The sequence below is a fragment of the Brevibacillus sp. HB2.2 genome (assembly GCF_013284275.1).
Taxonomy (GTDB): Bacteria; Bacillota; Bacilli; order Brevibacillales; family Brevibacillaceae; genus Brevibacillus; species Brevibacillus brevis_D.
This window is the reverse complement of record NZ_JABSUV010000055.1, coordinates 12474-26620: the sequence shown is the minus strand read 5'-3', so window position 1 is coordinate 26620 and position 14147 is coordinate 12474. Positions and strand designations below refer to the sequence as shown.

Here is a 14147-nt window from a genome sequence, read left to right as displayed (position 1 = left end):
CATGGTGAAGCAATCGGTACAAGCAAATGATTCGCAAGATATGCAAACGTATCATTATAAGCAAGAATTGAGACGGACATTAAAACTGTTCAGTTCGTTTGCCGTCGCGTTTTCTTTCATTTCCATTACAACAGGTATTTTTAGCAATTATGGATTTGTGCTGAGTACAGCTGGGCCGGCTGGTATTTGGACCTGGCCGATTGTAACCATAGGGCATTTGTTAGTGGCGATTATTTTTGCAGAGCTGGCTGGAAGAATTCCATTGAGCGGTTATTCCTATCAATGGGTGACACGTCTTGCCAACCCGGGGCTGGGTTGGTTTGCTGGCTGGATTGCCTTTTGCTTTCTCGTTATCGTCGTTCCAACCGTCGACTATGCGCTGGCGCCCATCATTGCCGAGATGTTTGGTTGGGATACAGGCGCAAAGACGCTAGTCTGGATCGTGATTGGTACCCTGGTCGTGCAAGCTTTATTAAACATTTATGGAGTGAAGCTGGCAACTCGCATTAACGATATCGCCGTGTACACAGAAGTGATCGGTATGGTTGGGATCGTTGTGGTGCTGGGGGCAGTTGTGATGTACAACGGGGCAAATTGGAGCATGCTGACCGATATCGGTACCACTGCCACTCAATCAGATGGTTCGTACCTAGGCGCTTTTATCATGGCTGCCCTGATGGGTTCCTTTACATTAGTAGGTTTCGAGGCTGCTGCGAATCTCTCCGAGGAGACGATCAATGCGAAGAAAACGGTTCCTCGTGCGATGATTTTATCCGTATTACTAAGTGGTGTGATCGGTTTCTTACTGTTGATCGTCATTTCTGTTGCCATTACGGATTTGCCGACTGTGCTTGGTGTAGCGAATCCGATTCCGTACATATTGCAAGCAAGTCTTGGCTCTGCTGTATCCAGCTTTTTTCTGGTGCTTTGCCTCATTTCCATCTTCGCGTGCGGCTTGATCATCATGGCTTCCGCTTCCCGCCTCATCTATGCGTTGTCACGCGACAATGTATTCTTCGCTTCCTCCATCTTCAAGAAGGTATCACCTCAGACTTCCGTACCAACAAACGCAGTTTTACTCGTTTTCGTGCTAGGCATTCTCGCGGTGATATTCGCAGATTCCTTGACCCTTCTGGTAGGGGCCACCTCAGTTCTGCCTGCCCTTCTCTATCTGACAACGATTGCGGCTTATGCATGGAAACGCAAGGAACTGCCCAAATCGAAGTACTTTGACTTGGGAAAATGGCGCACACCGCTCACTTTCCTAGCGATTGCATGGCTGATCTTTGAAATTGGCATTTTGACTATTCCGGAAAACTTCCATAGCGTAGCGATCGTAGCAGCTACCTTGCTGGCAGTTGGTGTGATTTTGTATCATCTGCTGTTCCGCAAAGGGATTAGGGAGGGCCGTATCGGTATAAGAGACAGAACATTCGGTTTTGGTGAAGAGAAAGAAGATCATTCCGCCTAGAATAAGAAAAAAGGAGTCTGCTGTATGGAGAAGTATTTGCTGTCGATCGACCAGGGAACAACTGGGACCAAGGTGCTGTTGGTCAACCGCCATGGACGAGTTGTTGCTGAAAGCTATCAGAAGCATACGCAATCTTATCCACAGTCCGGATGGGTGGAGCATAATCCGGAGGAGATCTGGGAAAAGGTCTTGATGGGAGTGGCCGACGTAATGCTCAAGGGACGTATCGAACCTGAGCAGGTGGAAGCGGTAGGTCTGGCTAATCAGGGGGAAACGGTCCTCTTTTGGGATTCGGTCAGTGGGGAGCCGCTTTATCCGGCAGTCGTCTGGTCTTGCCGCCGCTCCGATCAAATCGCCGAGCGTTGGAAGGCGGATGGTGAGTGGGCAAAGAAGGTAGCCGAGAAAACCGGACATTTGATTGACCCGTATTTTTCTGCGACCAAAATCAGATGGATGATGGAGGAAGTGCCTCTGGTGCGAGAAAAGATTCGACAGCGGCAGGCCTTTTGCAGCACGCTTGATTCTTGGCTGATCTGGCAGATGACAGGAGGCGCCTCGTATGTAACCGATGCTTCGACTGCTGCCCGAACGCTGTTATTTGCCCATAGGCAGGGGAATTGGGATGAGGATATATTGCGGTATTTGGAAATAGAGGAGGACTGGCTGCCGCAGATTCGTTCAACCGTTGGCTCTTTTGGTCGCACGAATCCGGATCAATTTTGCGGCATTCAAGCACCGATTCTCGTCAGCCAGGTGGATCAACCAGCCGCCCTTTACGGTCATCTCTGCATAGAGCCGGGGATGTCCAAATGCACGTATGGCACGGGGTGCTTCGCTTACATGAACGTCGGAAACGAGCCGCCTGCTACGAAAGAGAGCGGACTCTTGACGACACTTGTCTGGAAACGCGGGGCAAAACAGACTTATGCGCTTGATGGCGCGATTTATGCGGCGGGGTCTGCTGTTGAATGGGGAAAGGAGCAGCTTGGACTGTATCAGGATATAGAAGAGCTGCAACGGTGGTCGGAGCAGTGGTATGAACAACTACACAAGGGGGAAGTCCCAACCAATCTTTTATTTATCCCGGCATTGAATGGGATCGGCACGCCGTACTGGAACTCGGAGGCCAGAGGGGTGTTTCTCGGACTCTCTCAGCATACGGACCGAGCGTTAATGGCAAAAGCGATTCTGGAAGGGATCGCTCACCGGGTAGCGGATGTGTTTGTCACAATGGAACAGGAGGTCGGACAAAAGATTTCGGTCTTGCGTGTAGATGGCGGCTTGACGCAAAATCCGTATTTGATGCAGTTTCAGGCAGATCTGCTAGGTGTTCCGGTTGAGGTGCCCGAGATCCATGAAACAACAGCGATGGGCATTGCGTTTCTGCTTGGGGAAGAGTGCGGCTGGTGGTCGGTGAAAGACTTGGAAGCGCGAATGAAGGTAGGGTGTCGCTTTGAGCCGTCACTTGATGAATCGGTGAGGAAAAGACTGCGTGCTCGCTGGAACAAGGCGGTTCACCTTCTGTTACAAGTAAGCGAAGGGTAACGTAAAAAAAGCAACCAACTGCCAACGCGGGCACAAGGCGTCTGGCGGATGGGTTGCTTTTTATGATTTATTCCACTCGAATGGGACGCTCCCAGCCAAAGCTGTCAAACCACTCTTTACGTCTAAAGTTCAAGAGAGCTTGTCTCACATAAGGAATGACGTTCGTGGGTAATTTATCCATGTCCACCCATACGAGCTCATCGCATTTATTCGGCTCGGCATTGATAATTTCTCCGCGCCATTCGGTGGTCGCAACAAAAAAGTCAATGCGTTCATCTGTAGAGCGACGATGCATGACGCCTACCATCTCCAGGCTTGCTGGATCGATGTCAATTCTGCATTCTTCTTTGGCCTCGCGGACCGCGGCTGTCTTCACTTCTTCATTCCCATCGAGATGTCCGGCGGGAACACTGTAATTGCCGTCTTCGTAGCCGGTATTGTAGCGGCGTAATAACAAGACTTGCGAATCTTTTACCAGGAAAAGGTGAACGGCTACCCGCATCGCGAAGCGCTCTTTCAGCATGGGAATTCTCCTCTGTTTAATGATACTCTTCCGGACGATGATTCTCGGCAGCCTGTTTCCGGCGCTCCAGTCTGTTTTTTTTCAAAATAGGCGAGCTGGTCATCGCGAAGAGCAGCATGCCAATTCCAGCAACCCCTAAAACGATCCCGATAGTAAGATACAGCGAATTCATTGAAAAAGACCTCCTTAATTCATGCAAAGCGAACATGATTATGAATGGGAACTATGCTATAATGGCACAGTGTGTTTTTACTTGATTCTCGGTAGTAATTTCTAGAAAACGCAGGGAGGATTTTGCGAGATGACTCAGCATACGTCTGTTGATCAGCTATCCATTAATACCATCCGCACGCTGGCGATTGATGCCATCGAGAAGGCGAATTCCGGTCACCCGGGAATGCCGATGGGTGCAGCCCCTATGGCACATGTACTGTGGAGCCGCTTTATGAAAGTAAATCCGAGCAATCCAAAATGGATTGACCGCGACCGTTTTGTCCTCTCAGCAGGACATGGCTCTATGCTATTATACTCGATGTTGCATCTGATGAAATACGATGTTTCACTGGAAGACCTACATAATTTCCGTCAATGGGGCAGCAAAACGCCTGGTCACCCTGAGTTTGGACATACGGCGGGTGTTGACGCGACAACGGGTCCTTTGGGACAAGGGATCGCGATGGCTGTCGGTATGGCGATGGCTGAAAAGCACATGGCAGCTGTTTACAACCGCGACAATTTTGACATCGTTGACCATTACACATACGTAATTTGCGGCGACGGTGACCTGATGGAGGGTGTATCCAGCGAGGCTTCTTCCCTGGCTGCTCACCTGAAACTGGGCAAAATGATCGTGCTCTACGATTCGAACGATATCTCTCTGGATGGCGAGCTTTCCCGTTCCTTCTCTGAAAACGTTGCGGGTCGCTACCAAGCGTATGGTTGGCAATACATTCGCGTAGAAGACGGCAATGATCTGGCTGCTATTGACGCGGCTATCGCAGAAGCGAAAAAAGATTTGGACCGTCCTACCTTGATCGAAGTGAAAACTGTCATTGGATACGGTAGCCCGAACAAAGGCGGCTCCAGCTCTTCTCATGGCGCTCCTCTTGGAAAAGACGAAGTGAAGCTGACAAAAGCAAACTACGAGTGGCATCATGAAAGTGAGTTCCACGTACCACAAGAAGTGACGGATTTCTTTGCAGGCTTGGCTGACGCTGGCGAAAAAGCAGAAGCTGCTTGGCGCGACCTGTTTGCTGCTTACGCAAAAGCGTATCCGGAACTGGCGCTGCAATTTACGACTGCAGAAGAAGGTCATCTGCCTGCTGGTTGGGACAACCATATGCCGACGTATGAAGCTGGCGCAAAGCTGGCGACACGCGTTGCTTCTGGTAATGCGATCAATGCATTGGCAAACAGCGTTCCGTTCTTCCTGGGCGGCTCTGCTGACTTGGCACATTCCAACAATACGGTGATTAAAGAAGCGGGCAACTTCCTGCCAGGTTCTTACGATGGCCGGAACATTTGGTTTGGTGTTCGCGAATTCGCGATGGGTGCAGCCCTCAACGGTATGGCTCTTCACGGTGGCGTTAAAGTATACGGGGGTACATTCTTCGTGTTCTCCGACTACGTTCGTCCGGCAATTCGCCTCTCTGCACTGATGAAGCAGCCAGTTGTCTACGTATTTACACATGACTCGATCGCGGTTGGTGAAGACGGACCGACGCATGAGCCGATTGAACAGCTCGCTTCCTTGCGTGCAATGCCAGGCTTGACCATTCTTCGTCCGTCTGATGCAGTGGAGACGAACGAGGCTTGGAAATATGCTGTATCCCGTACAGATGAGCCAGTCGTTCTGGTACTGACTCGTCAAAACCTGCCAGTTCTGCCTGAAACCATTGAGAAAGCGGCAGAAGGCGTGAGCAAAGGTGCGTATGTTCTCGCAGACGCTCCAAGCGGCAATCCGCAGCTCATCCTGCTCGCAACAGGATCTGAAGTATCCCTCGTGATGCAGGCGCGTGAGCAATTGCTTGCGAAAGGTATTGAAACACGCGTTGTTTCCATGCCGAGCTGGAACCTGTTCGAGCGTCAGCCAAAAGAGTATCGCGACGCTGTGATTCCACCGTCTGTCAAAGCGCGTGTGGCGGTAGAAATGGGCTCTCCAATGGGCTGGGAGCGTTATGCTGGTGATAACGGTACGGTCATCGCAATCGATCAGTTTGGCGCATCTGCACCAGGTGAGCGTATCATGAAGGAATACGGCTTCACGGTAGAAAATGTTGTAGCTGAAGCAGAAAAACTGCTGAAATAGTAAACCTTTAGGAAAAAGCCTATCTTCTGTTTCAGGAGATAGGCTTTTCCAGTGACAAACGGAATTTTGTATGGAATGATAGACTACAACCCAAAACAGAAACTTTTTTGAAATGGGACCGTCTATATAAGATGTGGGGGAGAGAGAATACCAGGAGGTAAATAATGGCAGCAAAGGCCAAGAAGAAAGTCAAGAAGAAAAAGAACAACTTGCTGATGATTGCCGTATCGTTTGCAATTTTCCTTGTCCTTAGTGTGATTGGGGGCTACTTCGCCCTGTTGTATGCGGGAGACCGGATGATTGAGCAAAACGTACAAAAGCTACAGGACTTAAAAGCCGAACCAACTGTCATTTACGACAAAAACGGGAATGAGATAATTAGTCTGATTCGTCAGAAGAACCGTGAATACAAACCGATTAACGAAATGCCAAAGACCCTCATCGATGCGTTCCTCGCTGTAGAGGATAAGCGCTTTTATGAACATAAGGGCGTGGATATGGTTCGGATCGGTGGCGCCATAGTCAATGACATCAAAAAAGGATCGCTGGCTGAAGGGGGAAGTACGATTACCCAACAGTTGGCAAGAAACGTCTTTCTCACCCTAGATCAAACATTCTGGCGCAAAACAAAAGAAATGAGTATTGCGATTGGCTTGGAGCGTAAGTACTCCAAGGATCAAATTTTAGAGATGTACTTGAACCGCGTTTATTTGGGCGAAGGGGAATTTGGGGTAGAGGATGCTGCCCAGTATTACTTTGGCAAGTCGGTAAGTAGCGATAAATTTTCCGTTGCAGAAGCAGCGATGCTGGCAGCAATTCCAAAAGCACCGAGCACCTATTCACCATTTAACAATCCGGAAAAAGCGAAGCTACGTCGAGACACCGTTATACGTCTGATGTATGAGCAAGGCATTATTTCTAATGAACAAAAGGATGCAGCTCAAGCAGAGGCGTTGCCGACCAAACCGCATGAAGTGGCCGGTGGAAGCTTGAAAAAAGGCTATCGCGCGTTTTTTGATACGATGTTAAAAGAGTCCGAAGCAGAGTTCGGAGTAACGGAAGAAGAACTGTACCGCGGAGGCTGGGACATTTACACGACCTTTGATCCGAAAGTGCAGGATGCCATGGTAGAGGAATATGCCAATGCCAAAAACTTCCCGAAAGACGGCGCCAAGCGCGGTGTAGAATCATCGATGATTGTCATCGACGCGAAAACGGGCGGAATTGCCGGGATGATGGGCGGACGCAACTATGCGCCAAAAGGCTTCAACTATGCGACAGACATGAAGCGTCAGCCGGGCTCCAGCTTTAAACCGATTGCCGTATTCGCTCCAGCAGTCAATAAAGATATCAACAGATGGAACGCGAATTCGCAACTGAGCAACAAAAGGCAGAGCTTTAATGGCTATGAGCCGCGCAACTACAATAATCGCTACACGGAAACAGTAAGTATGAGCCGGGCGATGATCGACTCTGCAAATATCCCGCCGGTTTGGCTGTTAAATGAAATTGGGGTATCAGAAAGCTTGGCATACCTCAAGAAAGTCGGCATAGAGCTGACGCCGAATGACCGAAACCTGGCGATTGCTCTCGGGGGATTGAATCAAGGTATATCCCCGAAGCAAATGGCTCAGGCCTATACACCTTTTGCGAATGCAGGGGTAGTGTCCGAGGCGCACTCGATCAGCAAGGTCGAGAATAAGGATGAGGGTGTCGTCCGTGAATACCAGCCAAAACAATCTGAGGCACTGAAGCCGGAAGCAGCTTGGGAGATTCACACCATGCTGGAGAAAGCGGTTCAGGAAGGGACAGGGAAGGCAGCGCGTATCTCTGGCCGCCATGTTGCGGGTAAAACCGGTACGACTCAATCGATAGCAGGCGACAGCAAAGCAAACAAGGATGCTTGGTTTGTGGGCTATACTCCGGAATATGTTGGTGCCGTTTGGATGGGCTTCGATCCGGAGGACAAACAGCATTTGATGCACCAAGGAAGTAGCATGACGGCGCAAATGTTCTCCAAAGTGATGGGAACCGCCTTAAAAGGTGTACCGTCATCGGACTTCGTTCGACCAGAAGGCGCCGTACAGCATAAACAAGAAGAAGTTGAACCAGAAATCCAATTGGCTGCAGATATGACATTGGACACAAGTACGAATAAATTGATGGTCGTGCTTAGCTGGATTGGTGGGCCTGACGGCGATACGTACGATCTTTACCGCATTAGTGAAAGCGGCGAAAGGAAACTCATCTCTGCGGGTATGAAGGAAACCTCTTATGTAGATGTGTTGGATAGTCCGAAACAGTATCAGTATCAAGTCGTTCCACGAAATGCACAAGGCGAGGAAGGCACACCTTCAAAAACAGTCCCAATCGATTCCAAGAAGCTGGAGAATATGATCAATCAAGATCCAGGTCATAACGAGGAAGGCAACAATCAGGGACAAAATCCGGATGGTACGGGAAATGGCAACGGGGAAATTCCACCTGACCAAGGTACCGGAGAAACTGGTGAGCATACTAATAATGGAGGCAGTAGCCAACCGCCAAATCCGGGAACAGGTGAGGTTCCACCGGACATCATGAATCCAGTGCCTGGTCAGACAAATGGTTCTTCCAATGAAATTCAATTACCACCACCTCCACAAGAGGATGGGCAGAACCAGTCCCAAGATGCTTCAAACGGCTAAAGATTAGCCCAGCAAGAACGATTCAAAACCGATTCGACTATTTGCACAGCTTCTTTCGCGTGGTACAATACCATTAAATCGGGAGACAGGGGGGACAGTCCATGTCTAGCTACGCACAAAGGGATCTACCCACATTTTTCAAAGAACAGTTACGCCAAACCAAGGTGAATTTTGAGCGAGCACTTGACTGTAAACACACCGATTTCGATGATCTTTACCCATACATGAACGAACAGCCACAGTTCTTCTGGTACAAACGTTACGTGGCTTGGTCAGAACTGTTGACCGTCGTACGTCTAGCTGAACAATTGGGTATTGAGTGGACAGAGGATTTCAGTGAGCAGCAGGTAGAATTCATTCAAGGCAAGGTTCTGCAAGGAAAAGTGCTCGATTATTGGAACCCAGAAGAAGAACAAGAAGAATCGATGAGGGAATTGGAAGAAGAAAAATAAATGTGATCGTAAAAAGATGACGCGTTCCCATTGCGGGAACGCGCTTTTTTGCGTGCGCGAAGCTAGGCTCACTTTTGAAAGGAATAGTGTCTAATATTACATACATGTTTATGTACTTTTGTAAAAAAATGTATACATCTTTGCTCTTCTTTTCTGTTATATGCATTGGCACCATACTTGCAATTTCTAACAGCGTGTCATTTATCTCATTCCGTTACCATTCAAAGGAGGTTTGCTCATTCATGAAGAAAAAGCGCCACACGGTACACACAAGCCGCATGATGGCTGGTGTTCTTCTCTCAACATCCTTTCTATTGGGGACAGTTGGTACTCCTGCCCAAGCCTTGGCAGTCAAGGATTACTCGAGTGCGATCGGAAGGGATGCACATCAAAACGTTCCGCCTTCTGGGAAATATGTAGAGGGAAGGCTGGACCCAGTCACCTCGTTTCAGCATCAATCCAGTGACAAAGCAGGGGAATATCCCCATCCAGTGGAGCCGACCTGGCGTGTAGAGGAGCAAGAGTCTTCGAACGAACAGCAGCGGAGCATAAAGGCAAATGCCGAAAAGTACGCGATGTCCGATTTGAACAAGCTCAGTTATGACGAATTAGTTAATGTACTGGTGACGGTCAGCTGGGAGCAGATTCCTGAATTATTCGATTTTACCCCCGATTCGTATGCCTTTTACAATGATCGGCAGCGCGTTCAGGCCATCATTGACGCATTGCAAGTCAGAGGCACACAATACTCCAGCAGCGATTCCAAAGGAATAGACACCTTGGTAGAGGTTCTTCGCTCTGGATATTATCTCGGCTACTACCATCAGGAATTATCCTATCTCAATCAGAGAAGCGAGCATGAAAAAGTGTTCCCTGCTCTACAAGCCATTGCCGACAATCCGAATTTTAAATTAGGGACAGATGCCCAAAATGAGGTGGTAGGTGCATTTGGTGGACTTATTGGAAACACGTTTGTAAGCGCTTCCCTTGTGGAGAAAGCTGCACCGATCATCCGTCAATACGAAGAACAAATGGATACGTTCATCACGCAACGGAGTGCGGGAGATGCTGTATTCCGCATCATGAGCCAGTTTAGCTATATTCTGATGTGGAAAGTGGATGAACCAACCAAGAAACAGGAGTTTTACGGCAAAATCGATACGTATCTCAACGAGTTGGGAAAACTCGCGTTGCATGGCGATACGGATGAAGCGAAGGAATGGGTCCTCGACAATGGGTTTTATCATAGTGCGCATTTGGGAGAATACCATTCCAATCCGAATAAGGGCAACGAGGTCCTCACAGAAGCATTAGAGCTTTATCCTTATGTGGGACTTCAGTATATGCAGGTAGCGAAGCTGATCCAGACGGTCTATGGCGGAAAAGACGCTAAGGGAAGGGACATCCAGTTCAACAAGATTCGTGAGGATGCCATGGAAAAGTATCTGCCCAAAGAATACACATTCGATGACGGAAGCATCGTCATGAAAACAGGAGGGGATGTCACAGTAGAAAAAGTCAAACGGTTATACTGGGCGGCAAAAGAGGTAAAAGCGCAGTTTCATCGGATGGCAGGGCGAGATGAACCGATGGAGGAAGGGAACCCCGACGATATTTTAACCATGGTCCTTTACAATAGTCCTTCAGAGTACAAGATGAACAACCCCCTGTATGGCTATGAGACGGACAACGGGGGCATGTATATCGAGGGAAAAGGAACTTTCTTCACCTACGAACGAACACCGCAGCAGAGCACATACACACTGGAAGAATTATTCCGCCATGAATTCACGCACTATTTGCAAGGGCGCTATGCCATACCTGGCTTGTGGAATGAAGGACCGATTTACAGAGACGAGAGACTGTCGTGGTTTGAAGAAGGAGGAGCGGAACTGTTTGCAGGCTCCACGCGAACAACAGGTGTTCTGCCTCGAAAATCCATGGTCAACAATCTGATTCGCTTTGGACAAAATAATTGGTATACAGCCTCTCAAACTTTGCACGCACGCTACGGCACATGGGACTTTTATACGTATTCATACGCCTTGCAGTATCACATGATGAAAGAGGACTGGAACAAGCTCGATGATATCATGGATTACATAGAGGCCAATAACGTGGATGGTTATGACCAGTTCATCCGTAAGCTCAGCAATGATTCAGAGCTGAATCGGGATTACCACCGAACAATGGAATCGTTGGTGGACAGCTATCCTGATCTGACCGTGCCGCTGGTGTCTGATGATTATTTGGTCACACCAGCCCCCAAAGCAAGTGCAGAAATCTTCCGAGAAATTGAGGATGTCGCTGGATTGCAAAATGTGTCTACAAACAGGCATCATTCAGAGTTTTTCCAAACCTTTACGTTAACCGGGACGTACACGGGTACGCAGGCACAAGGGGAGAAGCAAGACTGGGAAACGATGAGTCGCATGACTGACGAGTTTCTAACTACACTTACTTCCCACCCGTGGAACGGCTATAAAACCGTAACCGCCTACTTTACCAACTATAGAGTAAATTCGTCCAATCAGTTTGAGTATGATGTCACGTTCCACGGAGTACTTCCAGAACAAGGTGATGGTGAGAACAAGCCGCCTGTTATTGTCATGAACGGACCGTCAAAAGCAGCTGTAAACGAGGAGGTAGCATTCAGTAGTAACGGAAGCTCCGATCCGGATGGGAGCATCGTATCCTATCTGTGGGAATTTGGAGATGGCACAAGCAGCAGTGATGCCAATCCTACGCATGTCTACGAAAATCAGGGAGAATATACCGTGAAACTGCGAGTAACGGATGACAAAGGAGCGGTTACTGCGAAATCGATGACGATCACGATCGAGGAGCAGGGTGGAGAAATTGGAGAAAAGGAACAGGAGCCAAACAACAGCTTTTCAGAGGCAAATCCGTTGAAAAGCAACGTGGAGCTGAGTGGTCAAACAAGTAAACAGGACGACAAGGACATTTTTGCCTTGAAGGTATTGGGCAACGGAACAGTGAAAATCAACGTAACGAGTGAGCATAATACTGGTTTGAACTGGGTCGTTCATCACGAGGATGATCTGAATCATTATTTCGCTTACCCCAAAACCTCAGGAAAAACGCTCTCTGGTGAGTTTGAAGCAACTCCGGGCACCTATTATTTGTCCGTGTACAACTTTAACGGTGAAACCATTCCATACAAAGTAACCGCGGAATGGCCAGAAGAAAATACAGAACCGACCGAAGCGGAGCCGAACAATTCATTTGATGACGCTAATACACTAAAGTTGGGCAAAGAGATAAGTGGGCAAACCGATCGTACAGATGACAAGGACACGTACATGCTTCAGGTTGAAGAGGAAGGAGTCATTCAAGTTACGGTAAGTAGCGAGAAGGACGAAGGCTTAAACTGGGTGGTATTCCATGAAGATGATCTCAAAACATATTTCGCCTACCCCAAAACCACAGGTAAGAAACTGACTGGAGAATTTGAGGCAAATCCAGGGAAATATTACTTGTTAGTCTACAACAATAACAACACGAAGATTCCCTACAAAGTTATCGTGAACGCAGAGTAATCCCCTATTCATAGGAAGAAAAGCCCTTTCTACCCCCTTTTTTAAAAAAGGATAGAAGGGCTTTTTTTCGTTTGATAAGCGTCTGGTAAAAATCAGCGCGTAACGCTATGACGTTCCACACGTCTTTTCTTTACGTAGCTGAAAAAATCAATGGAGCCAATTGTAAATGACTTGTGGCGTCTCTTCCTCAGGACCAGCCGGGAGGACGAATGGAGCTAGGTTGCTCCAAGGCTGGGCAGGGGACGGGGCATTGGAGATCATGAATTCTGTCCCTAATGAAACAAAGCTGTACAGCTCCTCAACAGCGGCATTGTACAAGCGAACACAGCCGAGTGAAACGGATGAGCCGATGCTCTCGGGATGGTTCGTCCCATGGAGGGCATATCCGTTCTCCTGAAAGACCATGCCCCTCGTACCATAAATATTGTCATGTCCGCGAGGCTGATTGATTTTTTGCTGAATGGTATAGTAGCCTTCGGGTGTAGAACCGTTTTTTCCTATGGCGACCGGATAGCTGCGTACCAGATGGGAACCGCTGATGAGCTTCATCGTATGTGTCGATGTAGTCAATTGAAGCTGTAACGGTTCGAAAGGCGCAACTGGCTCCGGATAGCCGGGAAGCGGCAGTACATTGCGCAAGCTGTCCCATGCGGACTCTGGCAAAAAGGCCTTGGGATGATACGGATAGCTTTTTAACAAAAGTCTCTTTGGCGGTACTGGAATTTGCGGCAAATAATTGCCTGGATAAGCGCCAGCCAAATCAGACAGCTGGGCAGGCAATGTACCCGTTTGCTGATAGTAGCGATACAAGGCGTTTCGCAAGATTAGTACATGCTGAAGGGTTAGCTGCTCATCCGTGAGTTCTGCCTTACTTTTAGCAAGCGTCGGTTCTCGTTCCAATTGCACAGGTTTATCCCACCATTTTTCACTGAGAACAGTTCGACTCGTCGGATTATAACGCAAGATGCCTCGGACTTCGCGCGGCTGATAAAACAGCAAGGGACGGAACAACGGCGAACCAGGTACTTCTGGGACAACCATCACCGTAAATGGCTGCGTCAGAGCTGGACGCCGGGACTCAACATACCGCCGGACTTGTTCAGATAGCTCACGGGCACTGAGTGTAGGAGGGACGGCAATGACCTCTACATGTGGCTGTGTTTGCCCAGGTGTCGGTCCGGGCTGTTTGGATGTCTGTGGAGTTGTCTTGGATGACGCATCTCTCAACGGTCCGGGCGAAAAAGCGAATTGAAAATAGAGAAACAAAAGTGAAGCCAAGAGTAAACGTGTTCGACTGCCCAAGGAGCTGCGCTGTCGCTCACGCAGCAGTCTGTGATAAGCGTCACGCGTCTCGTTGTAATACGGGCCTTGCTTGGATACCAGGCCACGCCTATACGCTTCGAGAGCTTGTTCCGAGTTTCCTTGTGCTTCTCGTTCTTTGCCAAGGTAAAACCACCCAATGGCTTCGTTTGGATACTGAGTCGTATACCACCGGTAAAAGGCGAGGTCGCTCTGATCCGGATATTTCATATGAAATGTACTTTTTTCCTGAAGAAAGGAAACCTTGTCCACGGATGCTTCTCCCCCAAATAAATGAGCGT

At 48.6% G+C, this 14147-nt stretch carries 9 protein-coding genes; 6 read left to right on the top strand and 3 right to left on the bottom strand.

The genetic code is table 11. The annotated features are described in order from the left end of the window. The first annotated feature begins 1 nt into the window (after window position 1). Both HP401_RS35195 and HP401_RS35190 read left to right on the top strand, forming a co-directional pair. Window positions 2-1471, top strand: a complete 1470-nt coding sequence (locus tag HP401_RS35195) for an APC family permease (protein WP_173607278.1) — start codon at window positions 2-4, stop codon at window positions 1469-1471. Window positions 1472-1495: 24 nt separating this feature from the next. After that, the gene (locus tag HP401_RS35190) at window positions 1496-3016 is read left to right on the top strand and encodes an FGGY family carbohydrate kinase (RefSeq protein WP_173607277.1); all 1521 of its coding nucleotides are present in this window, start codon (window positions 1496-1498) and stop codon (window positions 3014-3016) included. 67 nt (window positions 3017-3083) lie between these two features. Here HP401_RS35190 and HP401_RS35185 read toward each other — a convergent pair whose 3' ends face one another. Together HP401_RS35185 and HP401_RS35180 are read right to left on the bottom strand one after the other, a co-directional pair. Beyond that, window positions 3084-3539 carry an NUDIX hydrolase gene (locus HP401_RS35185; RefSeq protein ID WP_173607276.1) on the bottom strand — a complete coding sequence of 152 codons (456 nt, stop codon included), beginning with the start codon at window positions 3537-3539 and terminating at the stop codon, window positions 3084-3086. Window positions 3540-3555: 16 nt separating this feature from the next. Next, window positions 3556-3711: a hypothetical protein gene (locus HP401_RS35180; RefSeq protein WP_231850507.1), complete on the bottom strand. Its 156-nt coding sequence runs from the start codon at window positions 3709-3711 to the stop codon at window positions 3556-3558. Between the two features lie 129 nt (window positions 3712-3840). On the opposite strand from HP401_RS35180, the gene tkt reads away from it, so the two are divergent. From tkt to HP401_RS35160, 4 genes are all read left to right on the top strand, one after another. Continuing rightward, the gene (gene tkt, locus HP401_RS35175) at window positions 3841-5847 is read left to right on the top strand and encodes a transketolase (RefSeq protein WP_015892539.1); all 2007 of its coding nucleotides are present in this window, start codon (window positions 3841-3843) and stop codon (window positions 5845-5847) included. A 164-nt stretch (window positions 5848-6011) separates the two neighbouring features. After that, window positions 6012-8534 carry a PBP1A family penicillin-binding protein gene (locus HP401_RS35170; protein WP_173607275.1) on the top strand — a complete coding sequence of 841 codons (2523 nt, stop codon included), beginning with the start codon at window positions 6012-6014 and terminating at the stop codon, window positions 8532-8534. Between the two features lie 101 nt (window positions 8535-8635). After that, window positions 8636-8986 carry a hypothetical protein gene (locus HP401_RS35165; RefSeq protein ID WP_015892537.1) on the top strand — a complete coding sequence of 117 codons (351 nt, stop codon included), beginning with the start codon at window positions 8636-8638 and terminating at the stop codon, window positions 8984-8986. A gap of 242 nt (window positions 8987-9228) precedes the next feature. Beyond that, window positions 9229-12546: a collagenase gene (locus HP401_RS35160; protein WP_173607274.1), complete on the top strand. Its 3318-nt coding sequence runs from the start codon at window positions 9229-9231 to the stop codon at window positions 12544-12546. Between the two features lie 147 nt (window positions 12547-12693). Here HP401_RS35160 and HP401_RS35155 read toward each other — a convergent pair whose 3' ends face one another. Further along, window positions 12694-14118, bottom strand: coding sequence for a L,D-transpeptidase family protein (locus HP401_RS35155; protein ID WP_173607273.1), 1425 nt, complete (start codon window positions 14116-14118; stop codon window positions 12694-12696). Window positions 14119-14147: the final 29 nt, after the last annotated feature.